The 21,079-nt window shown below is 44.0% G+C and carries 26 protein-coding genes and 1 pseudogene; 9 read left to right on the forward strand and 18 right to left on the reverse strand.

The window, feature by feature from the left end; all coding sequences use genetic code 11:
* Nucleotides 1-204, forward strand: a pseudogene (locus CWB98_RS24255) (hypothetical protein); the annotation flags it as partial.
* A gap of 222 nt (nucleotides 205-426) precedes the next feature.
* On the opposite strand, the gene CWB98_RS15595 reads toward CWB98_RS24255, so the two are convergent.
* The 3 genes from CWB98_RS15595 to CWB98_RS15605 form a co-directional block, all read right to left on the reverse strand.
* Complete coding sequence (locus CWB98_RS15595; protein ID WP_138545703.1) at nucleotides 427-741, reverse strand: hypothetical protein; 315 nt, start codon at nucleotides 739-741, stop codon at nucleotides 427-429.
* Nucleotides 742-1,067: 326 nt separating this feature from the next.
* The gene (locus CWB98_RS15600; RefSeq protein ID WP_212751142.1) at nucleotides 1,068-1,601 is read right to left on the reverse strand and encodes a helix-turn-helix transcriptional regulator; all 534 of its coding nucleotides are present in this window, start codon (nucleotides 1,599-1,601) and stop codon (nucleotides 1,068-1,070) included.
* A 407-nt stretch (nucleotides 1,602-2,008) separates the two neighbouring features.
* Nucleotides 2,009-2,344, reverse strand: coding sequence for a DUF3703 domain-containing protein (locus tag CWB98_RS15605; protein WP_138545704.1), 336 nt, complete (start codon nucleotides 2,342-2,344; stop codon nucleotides 2,009-2,011).
* Between the two features lie 404 nt (nucleotides 2,345-2,748).
* On the opposite strand from CWB98_RS15605, the gene CWB98_RS15610 reads away from it, so the two are divergent.
* Nucleotides 2,749-4,284: a serine hydrolase domain-containing protein gene (locus tag CWB98_RS15610; RefSeq protein WP_138545705.1), complete on the forward strand. Its 1,536-nt coding sequence runs from the start codon at nucleotides 2,749-2,751 to the stop codon at nucleotides 4,282-4,284.
* Nucleotides 4,285-4,486: 202 nt separating this feature from the next.
* Here CWB98_RS15610 and CWB98_RS15615 read toward each other — a convergent pair whose 3' ends face one another.
* On the reverse strand, nucleotides 4,487-4,801 hold the full coding sequence (locus CWB98_RS15615; protein WP_138545706.1) for a DUF6172 family protein: 315 nt from the start codon (nucleotides 4,799-4,801) through the stop codon (nucleotides 4,487-4,489).
* Between the two features lie 343 nt (nucleotides 4,802-5,144).
* Here CWB98_RS15615 and CWB98_RS15620 point away from each other — a divergent pair, with 343 nt between their 5' ends.
* Entirely contained in the window at nucleotides 5,145-6,614 is a 1,470-nt protein-coding gene (locus CWB98_RS15620; RefSeq protein ID WP_249364691.1) for an FAD-binding protein, read from the forward strand.
* Between the two features lie 24 nt (nucleotides 6,615-6,638).
* On the opposite strand, the gene CWB98_RS15625 is transcribed toward CWB98_RS15620, so the two are convergent.
* From CWB98_RS15625 to CWB98_RS15645, 5 genes are all read right to left on the reverse strand, one after another.
* Complete coding sequence (locus CWB98_RS15625; RefSeq protein WP_138545708.1) at nucleotides 6,639-6,827, reverse strand: hypothetical protein; 189 nt, start codon at nucleotides 6,825-6,827, stop codon at nucleotides 6,639-6,641.
* 36 nt (nucleotides 6,828-6,863) lie between these two features.
* Complete coding sequence (locus tag CWB98_RS15630) at nucleotides 6,864-7,367, reverse strand: RNA methyltransferase (RefSeq protein WP_138545709.1); 504 nt, start codon at nucleotides 7,365-7,367, stop codon at nucleotides 6,864-6,866.
* 673 nt (nucleotides 7,368-8,040) lie between these two features.
* Nucleotides 8,041-8,349: a hypothetical protein gene (locus tag CWB98_RS15635; RefSeq protein WP_054015418.1), complete on the reverse strand. Its 309-nt coding sequence runs from the start codon at nucleotides 8,347-8,349 to the stop codon at nucleotides 8,041-8,043.
* A 400-nt stretch (nucleotides 8,350-8,749) separates the two neighbouring features.
* Nucleotides 8,750-9,655: a hypothetical protein gene (locus CWB98_RS15640; protein ID WP_138545710.1), complete on the reverse strand. Its 906-nt coding sequence runs from the start codon at nucleotides 9,653-9,655 to the stop codon at nucleotides 8,750-8,752.
* A 225-nt stretch (nucleotides 9,656-9,880) separates the two neighbouring features.
* Nucleotides 9,881-10,681, reverse strand: coding sequence for an ion transporter (locus CWB98_RS15645; RefSeq protein WP_138545711.1), 801 nt, complete (start codon nucleotides 10,679-10,681; stop codon nucleotides 9,881-9,883).
* A 289-nt stretch (nucleotides 10,682-10,970) separates the two neighbouring features.
* On the opposite strand from CWB98_RS15645, the gene CWB98_RS15650 reads away from it, so the two are divergent.
* The 3 genes from CWB98_RS15650 to CWB98_RS15660 all read left to right on the forward strand — a co-directional run bounded on the left by CWB98_RS15650 (nucleotide 10,971) and on the right by CWB98_RS15660 (nucleotide 13,203).
* Nucleotides 10,971-11,792 carry an alpha/beta hydrolase gene (locus CWB98_RS15650; RefSeq protein ID WP_171045673.1) on the forward strand — a complete coding sequence of 274 codons (822 nt, stop codon included), beginning with the start codon at nucleotides 10,971-10,973 and terminating at the stop codon, nucleotides 11,790-11,792.
* Between the two features lie 103 nt (nucleotides 11,793-11,895).
* On the forward strand, nucleotides 11,896-12,393 hold the full coding sequence (locus CWB98_RS15655; protein ID WP_138545713.1) for a WbuC family cupin fold metalloprotein: 498 nt from the start codon (nucleotides 11,896-11,898) through the stop codon (nucleotides 12,391-12,393).
* 192 nt (nucleotides 12,394-12,585) lie between these two features.
* Complete coding sequence (locus tag CWB98_RS15660) at nucleotides 12,586-13,203, forward strand: LysE family translocator (RefSeq protein WP_138545714.1); 618 nt, start codon at nucleotides 12,586-12,588, stop codon at nucleotides 13,201-13,203.
* A gap of 13 nt (nucleotides 13,204-13,216) precedes the next feature.
* On the opposite strand, the gene CWB98_RS15665 is transcribed toward CWB98_RS15660, so the two are convergent.
* Entirely contained in the window at nucleotides 13,217-13,465 is a 249-nt protein-coding gene (locus tag CWB98_RS15665; RefSeq protein ID WP_138545715.1) for a hypothetical protein, read from the reverse strand.
* A gap of 440 nt (nucleotides 13,466-13,905) precedes the next feature.
* Here CWB98_RS15665 and CWB98_RS15670 point away from each other — a divergent pair, with 440 nt between their 5' ends.
* Both CWB98_RS15670 and CWB98_RS15675 read left to right on the forward strand, forming a co-directional pair.
* Nucleotides 13,906-14,409 (forward strand): RNA polymerase sigma factor, encoded by a 504-nt coding sequence (locus CWB98_RS15670; protein ID WP_171045674.1) that lies wholly within the window; start codon nucleotides 13,906-13,908, stop codon nucleotides 14,407-14,409.
* On the forward strand, nucleotides 14,409-14,957 hold the full coding sequence (locus CWB98_RS15675) for a hypothetical protein (RefSeq protein WP_138545717.1): 549 nt from the start codon (nucleotides 14,409-14,411) through the stop codon (nucleotides 14,955-14,957). The genes CWB98_RS15670 and CWB98_RS15675 overlap by 1 nt, the downstream gene beginning before the upstream one ends.
* Before the next feature lie 16 nt (nucleotides 14,958-14,973).
* On the opposite strand, the gene CWB98_RS15680 is transcribed toward CWB98_RS15675, so the two are convergent.
* The 6 genes from CWB98_RS15680 to CWB98_RS15705 form a co-directional block, all read right to left on the reverse strand.
* Nucleotides 14,974-15,642 carry a DJ-1/PfpI family protein gene (locus CWB98_RS15680; protein WP_138545718.1) on the reverse strand — a complete coding sequence of 223 codons (669 nt, stop codon included), beginning with the start codon at nucleotides 15,640-15,642 and terminating at the stop codon, nucleotides 14,974-14,976.
* A gap of 25 nt (nucleotides 15,643-15,667) precedes the next feature.
* Nucleotides 15,668-16,078 carry an LIC_13387 family protein gene (locus CWB98_RS15685; protein ID WP_138545719.1) on the reverse strand — a complete coding sequence of 137 codons (411 nt, stop codon included), beginning with the start codon at nucleotides 16,076-16,078 and terminating at the stop codon, nucleotides 15,668-15,670.
* Nucleotides 16,079-16,364: 286 nt separating this feature from the next.
* Complete coding sequence (locus CWB98_RS15690; protein ID WP_138545720.1) at nucleotides 16,365-16,652, reverse strand: hypothetical protein; 288 nt, start codon at nucleotides 16,650-16,652, stop codon at nucleotides 16,365-16,367.
* Between the two features lie 94 nt (nucleotides 16,653-16,746).
* Nucleotides 16,747-17,199 carry a hypothetical protein gene (locus CWB98_RS15695; protein WP_138545721.1) on the reverse strand — a complete coding sequence of 151 codons (453 nt, stop codon included), beginning with the start codon at nucleotides 17,197-17,199 and terminating at the stop codon, nucleotides 16,747-16,749.
* 86 nt (nucleotides 17,200-17,285) lie between these two features.
* Entirely contained in the window at nucleotides 17,286-17,414 is a 129-nt protein-coding gene (locus CWB98_RS24730) for a PLDc N-terminal domain-containing protein (protein ID WP_249364692.1), read from the reverse strand.
* Nucleotides 17,415-17,770: 356 nt separating this feature from the next.
* Nucleotides 17,771-18,223: a MarR family winged helix-turn-helix transcriptional regulator gene (locus tag CWB98_RS15705; protein WP_249364693.1), complete on the reverse strand. Its 453-nt coding sequence runs from the start codon at nucleotides 18,221-18,223 to the stop codon at nucleotides 17,771-17,773.
* 87 nt (nucleotides 18,224-18,310) lie between these two features.
* Between CWB98_RS15705 and CWB98_RS15710 the strand changes: the two genes are divergently transcribed.
* Nucleotides 18,311-18,718, forward strand: a complete 408-nt coding sequence (locus CWB98_RS15710) for a hypothetical protein (protein WP_138545723.1) — start codon at nucleotides 18,311-18,313, stop codon at nucleotides 18,716-18,718.
* A 118-nt stretch (nucleotides 18,719-18,836) separates the two neighbouring features.
* On the opposite strand, the gene CWB98_RS15715 is transcribed toward CWB98_RS15710, so the two are convergent.
* Together CWB98_RS15715 and CWB98_RS15720 are read right to left on the reverse strand one after the other, a co-directional pair.
* Nucleotides 18,837-20,303: a sensor histidine kinase gene (locus tag CWB98_RS15715; protein ID WP_138545724.1), complete on the reverse strand. Its 1,467-nt coding sequence runs from the start codon at nucleotides 20,301-20,303 to the stop codon at nucleotides 18,837-18,839.
* The gene (locus CWB98_RS15720) at nucleotides 20,300-21,025 is read right to left on the reverse strand and encodes a response regulator transcription factor (RefSeq protein WP_138545725.1); all 726 of its coding nucleotides are present in this window, start codon (nucleotides 21,023-21,025) and stop codon (nucleotides 20,300-20,302) included. Before CWB98_RS15720 ends, CWB98_RS15715 begins: the two co-directional genes overlap by 4 nt.
* Nucleotides 21,026-21,079: the final 54 nt, after the last annotated feature.

Genomic DNA, 21,079 nt, shown 5'->3' on the forward strand with positions numbered 1-21,079 from the left:
GAGAAAATATCGTCGATAACAAGGCAAAAATTTCGCTATTTAGTTGCTCTAAATGAGAAATTTTTAACACCGTTAGCGGCATATTTGCTCCTTCAAATTGAACAGGTATTAAGTGAAATTGGTATTATGTGTTGCCCTAAGACACCATACCACTGCGCTGTTCTATTCACTTTATGTGTATTCGATGGAATGATGGTTCGGTAAAATAGCGCCTGTATCGTCGGCTGGCATTCCGACACTTTGGGTGGTAAGAAGGTTTTAGATCCAAGAGGCTGACTTTCGATGATAAATTTAAAAGTATCGAACTCATAGTTGAGTGGGCCGGTGACTTTAAAGTAAATATAGTCCAGAAATAAACTCAACCGACCCCGGCCCTTCGAGTCGTGTTCGCAGTCATTGGCTCCGCTTCGATTTATGTTTTTAGCTTTAATGCACACTAATCGGGTGATCATTGACGACCAATGACTGGCCATTTTTCTGAGCGCGAAGAAAGCTAGATATTAAAACATCGTTAGACAAAGTGTTAATATCATCGACCTCTTCAACCATGCAAAACATGATAGATTCCCAGCCTAAATCTTTAATGAAGCGCTTAAGCTGGCCGATGTTATCTTGATAATTTTCATCGGTTGTCAGCAGGCCAATGGAGTGCTTATTGCCAAGTTTATATTTGCCCGGGTGAGTGGTAGAACATTTGGCGTACCCGCTCAAAACGTAAACTGTACTAGTGCTTTTATTCATAGTGATGACGTTCTTAAATTTGCATTTAATTCTTCAATGCATTTTTCAAACCAAGCTTATCTCTACTCACCAATATTTTTTAATGTTTTGAAATTTATATGAAATATTTTTCTGTATTTGAGGGGGTCATCAGAGATGTCAATTTTTTGCAGGCGACTTAAGGGTTGTACTCAACATTGCCAGGGTTTTGTAAAACACAGAAACAAAAGAAACAAAGGACACCCAGCGCTTTTGATCCTGTTATGACGGACTTGTAAGGTTTGGCTGGGGGCGTGAAAACGTTCAAACAGGCGTTACAGCCGAAATATTCAAAAGATTTGCAGTGGTCACTTAAGCAGATTTTTTGCTTGCATGATATTCATACCAAATGTGCTGCGAAAAGTACGGCTAAGGTGTGCGCTATCTGCGAATCCAGCACGATATGCTGCTTCTGTGGCGGACCGTCCACTTATGAGTGTTTGTAATGCACAGAGCAATCTTCGCCATAACAAAAAAGGGCGCCACGCTATGCCAACCTGATCTTTGAACAGGTGAAGGAATCGACTTTTTGACAAGTTGAGTGTTTGGGCCACGTCGGCTGCACGCCAGTGCGCTGGTTTAATACAATCAGCAATAAAACACGCATCCAGATCTTTGAGTAAGCGCTGAATACGTTCATCAGTGACAGAGCTTTGATTCAATTCCAACAATGCTTGTGCAATAGACATTGATTCGAATAGAGGGATAAGGCGTTTAAAAGCACTTTTTTTGTCAACAGGGGGATATTTGTTGTCATCAGCGCCAGGCATGAAAGAAACAATGGACTTACCTAGTAATTTTGCCCCGAGCTGCTCTCCCAGCTGGCTAGTTGGTTCGACCAATAACACCCACCCTTTGGACATCTTAAGGCAATGCCTCTGTCTGGAAGCGATCACTGTTAAACTTTGGACAGACTCTCCATTTAATTCACAGACAGAATCCCTGGATGGCCAAATCACCTGAATCGCAACATGTTCATGATAGTCGGCATCTAATTGTGAGCCGTAAATGAGCACAAGGCCTGTGTCTATCCATACATTGGGCATTATCACTGAAATAGTCTCTGAGATTGTCTTAACCGCTTTTATCTAGTGGTGCACTGCTTAAAGCACCTGGCAATTTGTTTTGCCCCAAACGGCAAATATGAGGCAACACATTTACTCTATCTTGCCATATTTCCCCACAGACTAAATGGAGTTTCTATCGAAATCTTCATTGTGCATTATGTCTGTTGGTCATTTCATTCGACCTATTTCAAGTATTTTGCTAAATCGTCAGGTATTGGCATTGGTTTAACAGGGCTTACATTGGTTCCGCCTGTATTACCTTTTGGCACCCAAACTCGGGAGAAGATAATGGAGGCTAAGATCCGGGCAACTTGCCCTAATATTTCTCTGATGCTACTTCTTTTGTAGCCTAATTTGAGCATCCACCAGTGCGACTGCGTGTGTGGGATCGTAAAAGATTGCCCCAGTATGTGTGCTCTTTCCAGGTGATAAAAGCTCTTGCTGTAGTCGGCTTGTTGATACAGCTTTTTGGCGGCAGCCATTTCGTATTGAAACGCCAGCTTAAGTTCTGATTTCATGGAGAGCTCCCTTTGATTACATGGTTAGGCCGTTATCTGCATAAATGTATTGCCCATAATTTTAAGCGCTGGGGATTGGAATGAATTGAATAAACTGGCTACTGTGATGTCGTTTTTTAGCGTTGGATGGGTCAGTTGTTTCTGTCAGCTTTTGGTCGTTTTCAATGAGCCCTGGTGATGTTGTTAGTGACGGTGTGTGTGCAGTTGATACAGCAACATTAAATATCTCAACCTGAGCAGGCTGCCTGTAATCCAGCTGTAATTGCCCCTCCATGAAACCAATAATATCCTTATAAAATAAGTGTGAAGGCGCTTACAGGCTACGTCGTGAGCTGTGATTATGTATTCGTTTTGTTAGTAGTTGAGAGGTTGGCAAATTATCTAAACATCTTTAAGGAAATAAAATGTACCAGCGTTATCAACCTCGATTAAGAGTCATACTGTTGTGTTGCTCATGTGTGTTTCTGAGCGTGTGTTTTAAAGAAAGTGTTGCTCAGGACTACACAATTGGAAAAAAAGTGGATTTGTTTAAGCAAATACTGGCAGATTACTGTGATACGTCGTTTTTTGGCACTGTTTATGTCACCTCAGGTGATGATGTTGTGTACGAGGCCAATTGTGGGCCAAGAAATATCCCAAGCCATACGCAATTTAAGAAGATTGCAGAGCTGCATAATATTGATCCAAGCACTTTGGGTGCAAAGTATCAAGTTGGCTTAAATACGTCAGACTCCAAATACCGCATTGGTTCAAATACCAAAGAATTTACAGCGGCGCTGTTGCAAAAAGCACTTTCTCAGAAAAAGATTAAAACAAAGACCATCGGTGATTATTTATCTTGGTTTCCAAACAATGCATGCAAGGATATAACGCTTCACAATTTATTGACTATGTCGTCAGGCATAGATAACTATAGCGATAATCCGGAAGTCTATTTGAACTGGGGAGTTCGGCCTTACCCGGGAGAGCCTGGCCTAAATTTGAATGGACCTGAGGCGTTCAGTAATCGTTTTTGTACCTGTGAAAAACAAGGGGGCGTCCCCAGTTTTACACCCGGCTCGAAGTTTGAATATAGCAACTGCAATTATTATCTCATTGGTAATATTATTGAGCAGCTCAACGCTAAAAAGCAAGGTGACATTCCCTCTAAGTATTACTTTGGCAACATTTTGAAGCGGAAGATACTAGACAAACTGAAAATGCACGACAGCGGCACATTTAATGCGGTTGGCGTTTATGAAAACATGACGACTGGCTATGTTTACAAAGACAATCAATTCTTGCCTATCGCTGCTGGCCGTTTACCTGTCACTGACGGACCTGAGCCTTATCAAGATATCTTAGAAAGCCCTTATAGCAACCCTATGGTGCTGTATGCTGCGGGCAACATGTATTCCACTGTTAAGGATATGCATCGCTGGGATAAGGGGTTGCGCGACGGTTTAATTCTTAAGCGAAAGCAGCAAGATATCGCGTTTACGCCTTACCAAAAGGCGGACAATGAAGTTCAGGATGACAAGGAGTGTCAGGCTGCTCAGGATGGCGATGAGCCTCAGGACCCAAAATCTGATAGCGTGTCTCAGTGCGAGTATTTTGGCTATGGCTGGTTTATTAATTACATCCCTAAAACTTACACAGACGAAATGGACTGCCCAGATACGCCTATTTCATCTGATGATATGAAGAAACTGAAAGGATATGAGAAGTTCGTAAGTTACTCAGGTAATTACCCTTATTCCTGGGTGACGAGTTTTTCAAGATTGCTGGATCGCAAACAGGCCGTGATGGTGTTTAGTAATTATAATAAAACGGGGTATGAGACTGATTGTATAGCCCAGGAGATCCGTAATGTTATTTTTTATAACAAGGCGCATCGCTCATATCACTGTGAAGACGTTTTGAATGGTGCTAAGCAAAAGCAACTCTTTGAATGGTACTAAGCAATTTGCGTGCTTCTCAGTGCTTTTGGGCTGGATCCGGCTTTTATATGCGACGCATTGTCGATGCCATTGAAAGGCTGGGTATATAGCACAGTCACAATCGCTGTCTTTGATTATGTAAAGGCTTAATGCTGAAATGCCTTGCAAACCCTGGTTCTGCAAGGCATTAGCTCAATCAGGACAGCTAAACCAGAGACTTGGCTTAGTAATCCTCTGGCTCATCGTCAGACGAATTATGTGCCTGTCTGACAGCTGGTTTTGCCAGAATTTCCACATAAAAAGAAGTGAGGTTTTCTTCTTGTGTCTTGTCAATCAACTTGTTCAGTTGTGAGACGTGTACAGGCTCAGCTTCGGCTTCTGTGTTGCCAAATTGACAGTCAAAGTCCCAATAATCCGCGCCAGCTGGCAGCGTTTTGTTGCGCTCGCGCTTCAGGTACTTTTTAAGCTCATGCTTTACAGCGTCAACGCGTCGTGCAAGTTTGATTTTTGGGTGAGTTAGTTCAAATGTTTTTTTCATAGTTGCCTTCAAGCAGGAATTACTCAATCGGCAAAAAGCATGCCTGAGTAGGGAATGTGTACTTATCAAGCGAAAAGCTTATATCCGGATAAATACACAAATGTAATACGCTATTTTACGTTATATTCTGCGAGCTGGCGAGTGAGTAGATGTATGTACTTTTCAGAGCCTGATACTTATAGGGGTCTTAGTACACAGGATGAGTTTAACGCGCTGATTTTTAAATTTTTGTTTATATAATAGATGCTTACATTTTGCTTTTGAACGCTGTTTGTCAAAATGGTACCCTGCCTGTTGAAAAAATCATAAAAGGGAACGCATGCAAGTCTCGGGAAAGCACATATTGAAATACGCTGTAGTTATATTCTCTACGCTTTTTACAACCATTTTATTATTCGTAGCCTATAGTCTGCTGGACTTTTCTGCAGAACAAAAAAGTATTCCCGAGCGCGTCAATATAATAAACGACATAACTCAGCTTAACCCAATTGAAGTGTCGGAAGTCGTTGTGCCCACCTCAATTGAGGATATTCAAAAAGCGATAAGTACGACAAAAGGCAAAATATCCATTGGTGGAGGGCGGTACAGTCAGGGTGGTCAGATCGCGCTTGATGACCATTTGCACCTTGATATGAGGCAGTTTAACCAGATTGTTTCATTTAGTCCTGAACAAAAAGAAATTACGGTTCAAAGTGGTATACGTTGGCGTGATATTCAAGACATCATTGACCCTGAAGATCTCTCTATCAAAATCATGCAATCATACTCAAATTTTACCGTAGGGGGCTCGCTGAGTGTGAATGTACATGGTCGTTATATGGGAGAAGGGCCCATTATACGGTCGGTTAAGTCACTCAAATTAGTGCTGGCTGACGGGCGAGTCGAGACCGCTTCTCCTGCACAAAATTCAGAGCTCTTTTACGGGGTGGTAGGTGGGTATGGTGGATTAGGTGTGATTGTGGAGGCGACGCTGGAGCTTGTACCAAACACTAAAGTCGCCCGGGAAACGGCTTATATGCACATCGACGAGTACCGTACATTTTTCCAAAATGCAGTCAAAAATGACCCAAGTATTGTTTTTCATAACGCGGATATTTATCCACCACATTACACCCACGTAAATAGCGTGAGCTGGGTCAAAACTGATAAGCCACTTACCGTGACAGATAGGCTCATTCCCAGAGATACAGAGTACTGGTGGCAACCGAAAGCGACTCAGTTTGTCGCAGGTTCAAACTTTGGTAAATGGGTGAGACAGCATGTGTTTGAACCTATTTTGTATTCATCTGAGGCTGTGCAATGGCGAAATTATGAAGCCAGCTATAGCGTAAGAGAATTAGAACCCAAAAACAGAACCAAGTCTACGTACGTGCTACGTGAGTATTTTGTACCTGTTGAACGATTTGATCATTTTTCCGAGAAAATGGCAGATATATTTAAAAAGCATGAAGTAAATGTGCTCAATGTCTCCATTCGTCATGCACTACCAGATACCGGCTCTTTATTAGCATGGGCCAACGAGGAAGTGTTTGCATTTGTTGTGTATTACCGCCAGGGGACGTCGGAACAAGACAAGCAAGCAGTCAGGGCGTGGAGCCGAGAAATGATTGATGCGGCTATTTCCGAAGGCGGTACTTATTATCTGCCATATCAATTACATGCAACCAGTGAGCAATTTCATGCTGCTTATCCAAAAGCAAACGCATTTTTTGCTTTGAAAAAGAAAATAGACCCAGACAATCGCTTCAGCAATAAACTGTGGGAACAGCACTATACTGATGAGTTATTCAGTTCGGGTTTTCACAAAGATTAGCTGTGCGCTGCGCATAAAGGAATCTCAAGAGCTGGCACACAGCAACAACGTGCCCAGCCTGCCACAAGCAAGTACAGCCGCAGCCTGAGCGGCTTTAGTACTCACATTCACCACTCTCGCAGCAAAATAGAAAGCGCCTGCTATATTTTCTGCCATAATTGCGACACCAAGCGTACTCGCATGTGTAAAGTTCGTCAGAATGATAATATCCATGCAGACCGCTTACATCACATCTGTCAGCCGGTAAATTTATCCCACTACCAGGCGGTTATTGGTATCCCGGCTGGTCAGGATCTGGCCCGCATCATACTCAGTTGAACGTTTGACCATACGATCATAAAGCAACACATTGACCGTAGCGGCCAGGTTCATACAACCGGTCGTTGGCACATACACTACGGCATCAGCGGCATCCACAATCCCTTGTGGCAGGCTACCATCTTCGGGTCCAAAAACGTAAATTGCATTATCGGGGTGAACAAATTGCGGCAGTGGTGTTGCGCCTTCCACCAGCTCGATACAGATAAGCGCGCGGCCTGGTACTTTTAAGCTCGTGAGATCATCAACCTGTTGAATGGGAATATTATCGGCGATATTTTTGGTGTCAGTATGGTATTTGGCAGCCTTTGCGTAGCGATTACCATTAAAATAAACTGCTTGTGCGTTATAGCAACCCGCAGCTCTTAACACGCCTCCCACGTTAGTTGGTGACTTAGGGTTGACCAGGCCAATCGCGGCAAACGATTCACTCATACTTTTCACTCTCAATATACGGCAGCGAGGCTACCGGGGACGCTTAACACAGGCAGCGTAGCTACCAAAATATCTGGCAGGCGATTGTATCATGTGGATGATTTTGTGCCAGCCAGTGTGAGTGGTTAATGTCGCCATTGCATTTTCAGTGACTTAAGTTATCCAGATTAAGCTCATACTTGGCTGATAGCCTACTAATTACGCCTTCTTGTCTGGCTTTATTGAGTGACGCTTGCATCTTTTCAAAAAAGTTGGAAGTCGCATTAACAGACTCCAAGAGACCACCATTCTTTGAGTTTAGGTCGGTTTGATGGTTGGTGCATTTGGGGATTGAAAATACATTGCTTTGTCTGTATTCTGGAAACTGGTTTTATAAAAGGAAATTAAAAAAATGAAGCTCAATTTAAGCAAAAAAAACATCAAAATGCTGAGTGCGGACAATAAAAAATTGCCAACTCAGGCAACCCCCGCAGTGGCTGGTGGCTATAACAGTACTGTATGCACAAGAGATTGCATTACAGATGATCCACGGTGTAGAACATATAACCCAACACGCCTGACAGGTTGCTGTAGAACAACTATTTGCTAGTTATAAAGCTAAATACACTGTGTTTCTGTAAGGCAAGGTTTACTTGCCTTTTTTGTTTCTACTTGTCTTCTATTACTCTCTGATTCAGTCTTCTGGCCCGTCTAAAGTAAAGGTTAAGTGTTTTCGCATATCTTTGAGGATCACCCCTTTTTTCAACATTGCGGCGCTCAGGCGTTTTTGCCACTTTAATAAGTCTGGTTTGGCAGCATCCAGTGCGGCTTGCTCTTCAAACTGAAAGCACAGCAGCAGAGAACCCGGGAACAAGTGATATTCCACATCAAACCAGCACTGAACCATACCGGGGATTTGCGCGCGAGCTTGTTCTTCGATTGCATCGGCAACGCTGAGCACCAGCGCCTGCTGTTTTTGCTGGACTTTAGAGAGCTTTTTCATGGAGTTTCCAAGTTTTATAAATATAAGACTGTTACGTCGAATTATACCCGGTACCGTATAGAGATAGGAAGTGAGAAGTAGGACGGGGACGGGTCTGCAAGGTCACTGCCTGACTTTCGAGTCATGAAAACATAACAAATCTGCCGGCATCAATGCTGCCTGTATTTGTCGAGTTAGCAGTGAGGTTTTCATATCTAGTCGCATTTGGTATGTGTTAACCGCAGGGGTCAGGTTTTTTGGCGATTCCCGAACGTTTGTTGTCCGGGAATGAGTATGGACCAGAAGGGGAGTGAGTATTATCTGGACTGTTTATCTGAGGAAGCATAACAGTTAATATGAATTATTGTGTGATAAATGTCCGATATCGGTGTAATTAATAACCGGAAGTGTTCGGAGGTACTTAGCCTGTTTCAGCCAGTTTATACACTTCTGCTCTGGTAGGGGCCTGTGCTGTACTATAGCTTGTAAGTTCAACCCCTTCACCAAATACTTCGTGCAACAGGGCTTGATAGTCTTCAGGTGAGCGTTCAGGCGAGTACCTGAATAGCTCTTTAAGTACTTCTCTTTCTATACCTCTTGTATCCGCTACGTTTAGCAGGGGTTGGCCTGCGTCGACAAAGCCTTTTTCATCTCTGCTTGCCACAACCTGGCCATCAACGCTGAACACACTGGTCTGTGGCGTTTGTTCAAACATCAGCTTTCTGCGATAGTGTTCTTCGGCTGCAATTTGGTCCGTCAGATACTGGTCACGATGGCTTTGCACCTGCTCACGCACAAAGTCTTCATAGGGTTCGCCATAGCGTAGCTCAAACACTTCGCCATTGGTTGGTCCTTTGCCCTCGGCGTAAAATTCGACGCGGGCATGGGGGAAGTGTTGGGCAACGAGTTGTTTTATTTTTTCTGGATCTTGACCGGCCTGTTTGAAAATATCGGCCATAGGACCCTGACCGTATATGGCGCCGTCATAGTTTTGTGACGCGACCGCTTTGCCTTCCACAAAGATAATGGTACCCACATCTCGTTGCAGGCCCTTTTGGGTATATTGCTGTTCTAGTTCTTCCGGGCTTCTTTGAGTGATATTAAAATCGGCCAGAAAATTGTGTTCATCTGAAAGCTTGGTAATGTCTTCTGGCTTGAGCAAATAGACCAGGTTGACCTGTCCGCGTACATCGAAGCCATTGTTTGGTGCATTTACCTGCTCTGGCTGTTGTTCGGATTGCTGTTGTACATAATCTGTGTTTTGTGTCGCTTTAGTGGGTTTCTGATATGCGTTGTTCACCTGATACGGGTTGGATGTAACTTGCATGTTCAGCTCCTTTGATAAAGTTTGAGTTAACGACAAGTGTTCCGGCACTTGTACTACCTGTTCAGGTAACGCAAGTTGCATACCATAAATTAAAGGGCGTAATGAAGCTGCTGTCACGCAGTAATCAGATTCTTAGGGGAGCGGATAGAGTTGGAAGAGCGATAAAAGTGGCAATGGCTTGCCGCTAAGGGGTGATGTCACCGAAGCGGCAAACTGGCTATATGGTTAGTCTTTTTGCTGTTTCAACAGCGCATCTAACTTGGCCTCGACTCGCTCAATGTCTTCACGTGTAGCCAGAACTTGATCTGGTTTTCCTTCTTCTTCATGCATCACTTGCATAGCGTCAACTATGATACCGATAAAGAGGTTCAGTACTGCAAAGCTGGTAATAATGATAAAGGGCACGAAGAACAACCAGGATTGCGGAAACAGCTCCATCGTCGGACGCACTATGCCCATAGACCAGCTCTCTAAAGTCATGACCTGGAACAGGGTATACGCAGATGCGCCGATGCTGCCAAACCATTCTTGCATATTGGGATCCGGGTGCTGGCCAAATAGTTTAGTCGTTAGTACCGCAGAGACATAAAACACGATACCCAGTACGCCGATGACTGACGCCATACCCGGTAGTGAGTGGCCCAGTGCACCAATAACTCGACGCATTTGTGGAACAATAGAAAACAACCGCAAAACCCGTAGAATACGGAAAGCACGCAATACCGATAGCGGGCCACTGGAGGGTACCCAGGAAACGGCCACAATAATTAGGTCAAACCAGTTCCAGCCCGACTTGAAAAACTTAAGGCGGTATACCACCAGCTTAAGTACAAGTTCTATGGTAAAAATCATCAGAATAACAAAATCGATTTTATGCAGGACGGCGGCATTGTCTTTACCAAACTGAGTAGTCTCCAGACCTAAAGTCATGGCATTGAATAAAATGACCGCAATCAGAAAGTTTTGAAACCATTGGGCTTCAACGAGTGCCGTCAATTTCGACATAAAGGAAGTAGAGGTTGTCATGGCTCTTTTTTAGGTAATTTTAAAAGTAAATTATGATGTAGGGAAAAAGCGATTTTTTCAAGGTTTCTGGTTGTGGAGAACACATAAAAATCAAACTAAATCGGTTTAGAGACGATTTTTCCCCACTTGAAACTCAGCTTGAAATCAATGTATTCACTTGTTGACTGGTGTGGTATGAATACCTGGCTATCTGTTTCTTCAACTTGCAAGACATAACAATCCATCGGTAACTCAGTTATTATAAGCCACTTGTACCGCTACGGGTAATTTAAACAGGATGGTTTATTCCATGAACTCACTACTTAAAATAGTTACGCGCATTTTCTTCTGTAGTTTGGCAATGACTTTGGTTGCCTGTGGTGGCGGCTCGGACGCTGGGGCGACACAGTTGGAGTCGCCTGCTCAATCTTTTATGCCAGGCGAGCGACTGCAACTTGAAGCGATTTCCTCGACCTATACAGGGGTGTCATATCCGTTAAACATTTACCTGCCACAGAATCGTAACGCGAACAAAACGTACCCTGTGATTTACACACTGGATGCTGAATGGCGTTTTGAAACGATTGCCGATAGCCTGGATAAAAATAAGATGGAAGTGATTCTGGTCGGTGTGGAAAATTACGTAGATGAAGGTTATCAACATAGAGAAAGCTACTCACAGTGGCCCCTGGCAGAAGATTACTTTGCTTTTATTAGAAAAGAACTTGCGCCGTATATAGAAACCCAATATCCAGTCAATCAAGCTGATCGGACAATTATAGGACATTCTAATACTGGTTTGTTTGTGGGCTTGGCTTTGCTAATGGATGATCCTCAGCAGCCATTTTTCCACCGTCATGTATCATTTGATGGCAGCTTCTGGGCGCATACCGAGTTAACCTCCCAGCTGGTTGATGACAGGCGAGCGCTAAACCAGACTTTAAAGAGTCGCACTATTTTGGTTGGTGCCAATGGCCGAGTTGGCAATGTCGTCTATGTGCGTAAATTCGACGACTGGCTTGAACGCGCAAACTTCTCACAGCTGGATCTTACTTACCTAGAGTATGAACAAGAGCATATTCCTGTGGTTGCACATGCGGTTGATGAAGTACTCACTACTTTGTATCGATAGCAACCAGGTGTAAGGACAAAGTTACTGTCATTTCACTGTGTCGAACGGGCATATAAATGCGCCATAATTTCATTTTAAGATTATGATTTAAAAAGAAATAGGAATGAGTATAAAACTAGACAATGTGTTTTGTGAACAATTAATGCGCAAGGCTGATGAAAGCCCCAGAAAACGCAGTCATTACAATTTACATCAGGCTTTGGATGAGCCTGTACAAAGATTAGCAATTGCATTGAAAAAAGGTACTTACGTTCGCCCACATCATCACCCCCAATGCAATAAGTGGGAGCTATTACTGGCACTCAGAGGCAGTGTTATGTTTGTATTCTTCAATGAAGAGGGAGTAATACAGGAAAAGCTTATATTGGGCCCGGGGGATGCCCTCAGTGGGATTGAGATCCAGCCTGATACTTGGCACATGATATACCCATTGACTGATCATGCCATTATTCTGGAGGTAAAAGAGGGTCCTTATACACCTTCGGCTGAAAGTGACTTCGCCCAATGGGCACCTGTTGAGGGCAGTGCACAGGTCGAGCACTTTTTAAATTGGGTGGACACGGCTTCCGTGGGTCAATCATACACATTGGCTCAATATTAAGCCGGGTCTGTATCACTGCATCTGACAATACAAGTTGGTTAATACAATCGTGAAACACCGCCACTTAATGGATAACAGACAATCAATGTAGCGCTTGCGTATTGGATACGTCTGGCAGATAAAATGAAGATATCAGAGGCACAAAGGCAGAGGTGAGACTTCCCCCTCGGTACACCCACTCAAGGAGATAACATGACATTGTGGCAGCTACTATTCTTTATTCCTGCCTGTTTTGCCCTCAATATGGCGCCAGGCCCCAATAATTTACTGAGTATGAATAATGCGCGTTGTTTCGGGTTCAGAACAGCGGTTATTGCAGGTGGTGGACGGATAGCCGCTTTTGCAATCATGATAGCTCTGGTTGCATCTGGTCTGGCCGTGGTTTTGTATGCTTCTGAAACCCTGTTCTTCACCATTAAAGTGGCGGGTGCCGCTTATTTGCTCTGGCTTGCCATTGCACTTTGGCGATCAGAAGTCAGTCCGTTAGCTGAAGTGAGTCGTGAAAAGAGTCGCTTTAGACTGGCAAGACAAGAGTTCCTGCTGGCGGCGGGTAACCCAAAAGCGATTTTGATTTTTACCGCATTTTTACCTCAGTTTGTTGATAATGCAGGAAATGTACGAGAGCAGCTTTTCTCTCTTGGCAGCACTTTTCTGCTACTTGAATTATGCGCCATCTCTATCTATGCCCTGTTTGGCTTATATCTGAGGCAATGGTTTTCTAAGCCGCACATGGTGAAGCGTTTCAACCGGGCATGCGCGGCATTTCTGGCGGTATCTGGAATAAATTTACTGTTTAGCAGGCAGTCTTAATTCATCATAAAAATCAAATACTAAAATAGGCGTCCAGGCGCTTAGATTTAACTGAGCGTTTGGTCATGAAGATGGCCAGCTCAGCGACCCCAACGGCCAGCAATGTTGCACTGAATTTAAAAATCATAAATGGGGTAAATGCGAGGATCAGCGCCATGTTGATGAGGCAAAGGACGGCAACTAACCACACAATCGCAAGCAGCTGGGTTTGGCTTCTATTTATTATTTCTGGTATTTGCATTGTTTTTAATATGGTCAGCATAAGTATCTCCTGATTATTGTGTGAGAAAATTTGTATTTCATGGAAGTTAGTCGCAGCACGCTGGTGGTTTTTACAAATAATTTTATCTATTCTGCATCGTTTTATTTATCACTTTGATTCTTAAGTACTTTTGATTTTTATTCTAGTTATTAAATGATAGTGAATGAAAGCATTTGAATTTTTTGTAATGAATGTAAATTTGCGCCGACTAACAGAGCAGAATCAATACCAGGAATCGTTATGAAAAGCCTAAAATGCTGTGTACGGCCTTGTGTCTGCCTATGTGCCAGAGTGCATTTGCGAGTAATGTGATCCCGTTTAGCCAGATAAATGTGGTTGATGTTCGTCAAGGTGATGTTCTTAATAATGAGTTTATTGTAATAAACACCAAGTCATATCGACTAGTATAGGCAAGTTTATAGTGAGTGGAGCAGTATGCAGTGACTGAGCACATCAAGGAGCAGGACAGGTCGCACATTGTTGAGACGTTTTGGCCGCAGATCAGGCGTGCGGCGAAGGGTTATGAGCAGCGCTCGGCGTTGTGTGAGGAGTTGTCTCAGGATATGGCCTTTGCGCTTTGGCGGGCACTGGGCAACTTTGACGGGCAATGTAAGTTAAACACTTATGTGTATCGGGTGATCCACAATGTAGCGGTTGATCATATTCGCAAGTACAGCAGGCAAAAGGAAGATGAATTGGCTGAGGAGCAGGTTCATAGCGCTGATTCACCAGAAGTAAACATGCAACAACAGCAACAACAACAGCGGCTGGAAAGGGCTATTCAGCAGCTTCCTTTGAGTCACAGGCAGGTGATGATGCTAAAACTGGAAGGAATTGATACGGCTGAGATCAGTGATGTGCTGGGGATCAGCGAAGCTAACGTAGGGGTCCGACTGCATCGTGCCAAAGCGCAACTCACAGAGCAACTAATGGAGAAAAACTAATGGATAATCATGATTTTTCGGATTTGGCGCAGCTTTGGCAGTCGACGCCTGCATCCCCACCACCAACATTGGAAAAATGCATTCAGCGTCATAAAAAGCAGCAGCTTCGACTCTTTTTTGGTATCGCTCTTGAAACACTTATCATGTTGTCAGTGAGCGCTTGGTTTGTGCAGGCACTACAAGAGAGTGCACCTTTAGTCACTCAATTTTGGCTTGGTTTTGGCTGCTTTTGGGGGGCGAGCATGTACGTACTGGTGAATAGAAGTCGCATAACCAGTTTACGCATTTTAAAAAATCAGCAGCTCTCACAGTCACTGGAAGCGCATCAGCAGCTGCTCAGACAGGAGCTCAGGCGCTGGGATCTAAGCATAAAAGCCACTTTGCTATTTGCGCTGGTACTCGTGCTTTTGATTCTGGTTCAGTACGCGATGAGCTCGATATTGTTGTCTAATGGCCTGCTAGGCTTGCTGGTAGTGGCCGTCCTGTTACCTGTTTTTAAGGTCAAAAAACGCCGGGCACAGCAGGTATTGAAAACGCTGAGTGAGTAATTACTCTGTGTTTTTTTCAATTAAATTGCATGTTCTCTGTTCTAAACTCACTTACAAGCTTGGTGTGGTTATTGTGTGAATTCGCCAGCTCTGCCGATTGAATCGTTGTGGCTATCAGCGCTTCAAACAGGGCTAGCTGTCCAGCGGGTATCAATTGATTTTGTATGGCTTTTCGCTTGTTTGAGTCAAACAACCGCTCGGCTAGCCAACCAATTAAATACATCAACGAAAGACAGCCACCGGCAGTTGCTATATTACCTTCTATTACGAGTGGTGTGTCCTGAACATTGCCGCCCAAGCTTTGCAGGGCAGTCTTAGCATCTGGGTTTGTTGTCAAAGGCTTGCCCTTTAGTAAACCGAGCTCATGAAGGATGAATGAACCCGCACAAATCGAACCAATGAGTTGCTTATTTGGATCAAGATTCAATGCTGACATAAACTCGGCATTCTTCATGGCCGCTGGAATACCGCGCTTACCACTTGTGATAAGTACGGCATCTTGATCCGCCACTGCTGAAACGTGTCCGTCCGTTTTGACTTTTATTGCAAGGTGAGAGTGATGTTCAGGCTTGGTACCAAGTATGCTAACCGTCCAGCTATCGGCTGCTCGGCCAAGCAAGTCATACATAAGAAAGAAATCCACATCCGTGAAATCATCAAACAAAACAATTCCGACCTTAAACATAGTATTCCTCCTTTGCATTACTTGGTTACGTGTTGACTAGCCATGCCGCTGTCACAAAGCAAGCTGAAGCGATTAAAATACCTGTGAACGGTACTTTAAACCAATATTTTACTGCCAATAGTAAGTAACTAATGCTTACAACCGATGGCAGAACTGAAAACCATATTGTGTCTGAGATAATATCAAAGTGGCTGATACACAAAGGAATGTAAAAGGCTGCAAATAACAACGCACCAAGGCTATGACTCGCGTTAAACCCGACCCAGGCTTGCCACATATTGGTTTGTTTTGTGATTCTGGGAGGGGTATTAAGCATGGCTTCTTTCACTTCCAGATTGCGGGGGTCGAACTTATCAGAGAAGCAGGTGTAAGCCAGGTGAATTAACCCCAGAAGGCCAAAAATTGATGCACCTACAATGAATAATGTTTTTTCCATAATTTTTTCCCTGGCGCATCGCGCCTCACTCTGAGGCATCCCCAGAAATTAGATTTAAAGTCATGTGATGTACGCGTGCGGCATTGTTCTAACTTAATTCGCTAAAAGCTAATTAGATAACAACACCATTTATGACTCTGGCATAGTACACGACAAGTTCAGAAAAAATTGTCCCTAAATTAATAGTTGTGTACTTGGGTGTTTGAAATCCCCGTCGGGACAACAATTTTAGGGTGGGTGTCTTTCAAAAACGTTTTCAAGTCAACGTCTTAACGCCCATTTAAGTTCAATCCCCATCAGGTATTTCAGCGAACTTACCTGATATTTTTTGACCTCTAATCTTATTTGAGTACCAATAGTAAAATGGAAACCCAAGTGTTCCAGACAAAGTTCCGCCAAGTGCTGAGGTAATGGGAGTAACAACTAAACCCACTATAGCCTGTTCAGGCTGTCCTGATTGCATTGCCGTGATAAAAACTAAAACCGCGCCGAGCAAGCCAGCACCAAACCCCAGAGTGGCGGATATAGTGAGCACAGAAAGAAAGTCTAATTGGCTTCTAAAGCGTCTCTTCATAAATATTTCCAGCAACAGAATGATTAGCAAATTGAGAATAATGTACGCGTTTTAGTAACTTGTTACCAGTGCCTATTTATCCAAGGTCTGGGTTTTATTTTTTACGTGAAAACATCATGTTGCGAACAAACACATAAGTGTACAAGCCAATAATCGCCAGAAGCATAAAACTCATCACTAAAGGCCAATCTACTAAAAAGGATGAATAGGGCTTTTCTATATGATGAGGCGATGGGGCGTAGCCACTGCCAAAGTAACCTTGAATGACAGCCAACGCTTTATCATGATCCAAACCACAGTAACTATTTGGCATTTCTAATGGACCATTTGCTTCTATTCGATTGGTAAACAGCAATGAACGGTTGGTGCCGCCGCTGACGTAAATATGTTCCCCGACAACACCTTTCCATACGTTCAGCACTTTATGTTTTGTGGTGCTTGTGTCTGTTGGCTCGCCCGGCGCAACCAAAGCAACTATTTCACTTGCCTGTATTTGACCTATTACTAATTCTTTAAAGGCGGCGTCTGATTCAATTTTTTCACACAATAGAGAGTGCTTTGGCATCAATACAAATCAGAACACATAACAAAGTAGAATAAATTGAAACCAGAACTTTTTTCATTAGCGAAACTTTATGTATTGTCTTTGCCAAGACTTCTTACCACAAAAAAGTAATAAGATAGATACCCAACCCATGAAAACATAAAGGAGAGTAAACACCATACAATTTTTTGGGTCCTGGAAGTTTGTTTCGAAAACAAAAGCCATTAAGACTGGCAAAATGGTAATACTAAATAACACAGGAGTTATTAGTAATTGCCAAACACTGATACCCAAAAAGATCTCCTTAACTTAGATTTTTACGTAAACACATAACACCGATTTTTGAGAACCCCCCCCCAGATATTCATACGTAAAATCAATGTGATGGACACGTATGATATTATCTAATTTATTTCGTTAAAAACGAATTAGATAATATCACCATGCGTGACGCCACCATCGTACATGATATGCTTAGAAAAAACTGCCCCTAAATTCGTACCAGGTGCCTTGTCTCATAAATGCTGACAACCGAAACTTTGCTCGATAAAACAAGTGGGCAGAGCCTACCTTGTTACTGTTTTTCTAAGGTGTGGGTTTGCTGTTCTACTAGCTGGTAAATGCGGCTCAGTTCATTGATTAATTCGCTAATTTTGTCACCATCCATAGAGGTTAAAAGCACATTATCTAATTCAGATAGTAAGGCTCTTGCGTCTGACATCAGTTGCTCCCCTCGCTCAGTAAACAGGATTTCTTTTTGTCGTCCTGTACCCTGAACTTGTTCCAAGTATCCTAGCCGGCATAGCTCTTTGACCGTTTTTGCTACCATCTGTCTTGTAACCCCCAGTTTCCTGGCTATCTCTGAGCCAAAGTTAACGCCACATTCAAGCGTACTCAAAAAAGACAATAAAGAAGGGGTGAGTGAAGTATGTCCTTTATCAAAGAGTCGCTGAGAAATATGCTGTGTCATCGCATCATTGAGTTGCGCTGCACGCTGAATGAGTTGTAAAGATTGAGATTCCACCATAGGAACCCCATTTTTTGTAAACTGAGTTGACATAAATAAATTCTACACATAACCTATGTCAACCAAGTATACATACGAGTCGTTGCAATGTTAACCGTTACTAAAGTAATGCGAGCAAATGCTGTCAGCTGTTTAATGTTTGGCCTTGTGTTTGTCATTAGTCCGGAATTGGCTGCCACCTTTTTGGGCGGAACTGCGCCACCGCCATCATGGGTTGTGCTCGGTTTAGGTATACTGCTGATTTTCAATGGTCTCCATCTGTTATGGGCATCCACCCTCCGGCCACCGTCAAATAACCTGATTTACTACTTTTCTGCCGGCGATGTTTTATGGGTGATTGCTTCTATGTCGCTTGTATTTGCAAAGGTCTGGATCACAACAAAAGAGGGTATCATTGCCACAGTGTTGGTTGCTGGGTTAGTGGCTGCATTTGCAATACTGCAACTCTTTCATAGAAGGTCAGCGCGCATGATGAAAGAGAGGCAGACTTTATAAGACACCCAGCCCTGCGCAGATAAGTTGCGGCTTGGCAATTTTAAACTTGTCCGCACTGTTCACAGGGCCCCTGGCTAAAGAGCCGAGTGCAGAGATTACCGAAAGGCCAAGTGAATTATCACTCGGCGCCTCTTATCTGAAATACAAATTCGCTGCCCTGACCAAGTTGGCTGTTAACCTTGATTTCTGACTTGAGCAGTTTTAATAGTCTGGCGGTTATGGCCAGGCCAAGGCCGGCATGGGTTTTTTTGCAGCCTTTACTGTTACTGGCCTGATAGCGCGCTTCAAAAATATAGGGTAGCTCTTTGGGACTGATCCCAACTCCTGTGTCCTGAATTGCAATATCGTAACCGCCATCCTTGGGATGTACGGCAATAGAGATAATGCCACCAGCCGGGGTGTGACGCAGTGCATTCTCTATTAAGTTACTCAGTACGCGTTCCAGTTTGGCGATGTCTGAGTACACTACATAGTCACATTCTGTAGGGGTGACGCGCAGGGTGATCTCAGCCTGCTGGGCTTTGAGGGCAAACTTGGCGAGCACATCGTAAATGAGTTCACCCAGATTAAAGACCTCAAAATGCACCTGAGTATGTCCGGATTCCAGATGTGCCAGCTCGAAGATCTGGTCGATGAGATTTTTCAGTTGTGAGCAGTTTTTCAGGGCAATCTCCATGTAACACTGCATGTCGCCGGTTGCTGCAGATCCTCGCTCAACCAGTTCGAGATAGCCCTGTAAAGAGGCTAATGGGGTGCGCAAGTCATGTGACAGATGCGCCAGCAACTGGCGGCGTTGCTCATCCACCGCTGTCAGTTGGGACATCTGCAGATTGATGGTGTGCAGCATGGTGTTGATGCCGTTGCCCAGCTGATGGATTTCATTATCCTGCTGCTGCCACTCAAGCAGGGGGGCTTGTTCAATATCAAATTTATGCGCCTCAACGGTTCGAATATACTGATTCAAACGCTTCAAAGGTTTGGTCATAAAACGGAACAGCAACAACAGGGTAATAAACAAAAGCAGCAAAAAGACACCCAGCCATACGGCTTGCTTTACCAGCTGATCAGAACTGTTGAGCTGCGCCACAATCGAGTCATAAATCGACGAGCCAATAATAACGTACAGATATCCCTGCAACTTTTGTTCGTTATACACAGGTGCAACAGAAAAGATTTTTTGCCCTGTTACAGCGCGTGGATCATCGCCATACACCGGGAGTCTGGCGGGGGCGTTGATCAGCTGTACCAGCGGGCTTAAATTAATCGACTCGCGTTTTACCTCGCCTGGTTTGGCAGAGTAGGTCAGCAGCTTGCCGCTGGGATCAACAAAATAGAATTCAAATGCCGGGCCCAACACCATCAGGGTATGAAACAGGTTCTCCAGCGCCTTATAGTCGTAGACTCCTTGCTGGAGTAGCGGGTTGTCCTGTGCCAGATGCTCAGCTAGCCCAATATGCAGTTGTTGCTCTGCCTGTGCACGTGAAACCGATGACAGATTCTGGGTCCACCAGACAAACACCGACACGATAAGCATAAAAACGGCCGTGATTGTCAATGCGAGGCGGTGATAAAGAGAGAGAGTCATTGCATTTCCTGCTGTAGCGGTTTGGCATTAAGTTTGTAGCCCACACCCCATACGGTTTCTATGATCGTATGCTCGGTAATTTGCTCAAACTTGTTGCGAATGCGGTTAATATGGGAATTGACTGTGTGTTCATAGCCCAGATGATCATAGCCCCACACCGACTCCAATAGCTGAGCCCGGGAAAACACCTGATTGGGGTGGCGGGCAAAAAACAACACCAAATCAAACTCTGTGGCGGTGAGGTCTACGGGAGTTTGCTGTAAAGTCAGTTCATGAAAATGCGGGTCGATATGAAGCTGGCCAATCACTACCGGGCTGGGGGATGTTGCCGTTTGTGGCTGTGGTTCGCACAACAGCTTAATGTGTCTGAGCTGTGCCTTAACTCTGGCCTGAAATTCCCTGTAGCTGAAGGGCTTGCAGATATAGTCGTCAGCCCCCATTTCCAGGCCAATAATGCGGTCCATTTCACTGCTTTTCGACGTCATCATGATCACACTGACTTTGGGGTAGCGTGTTTTGATCTCCCGGCACAAGGTCAGGCCATCGACTTCGGGCAGCATGATATCGAGTATGACGATGGCATAATGGTGATTGCTCAGGTGTGGCATAACCCGATCTCCACTGGCAAGATGTTCTACGTCGAGATCCAACTCGTTCAGATGAACGCGCAATAGATCGGCAATATCGGCATCGTCTTCAACGATAAGCACTTTTTGCTGCATAGCAGGTCTCCGTACCGGTGGCAGACACCGGCAGTTCGCGCTCCGCAACCGCAA

The sequence above is a fragment of the Pseudoalteromonas rubra genome, assembly GCF_005887115.1.
GTDB lineage: Bacteria > Pseudomonadota > Gammaproteobacteria > Enterobacterales > Alteromonadaceae > Pseudoalteromonas > Pseudoalteromonas rubra_F.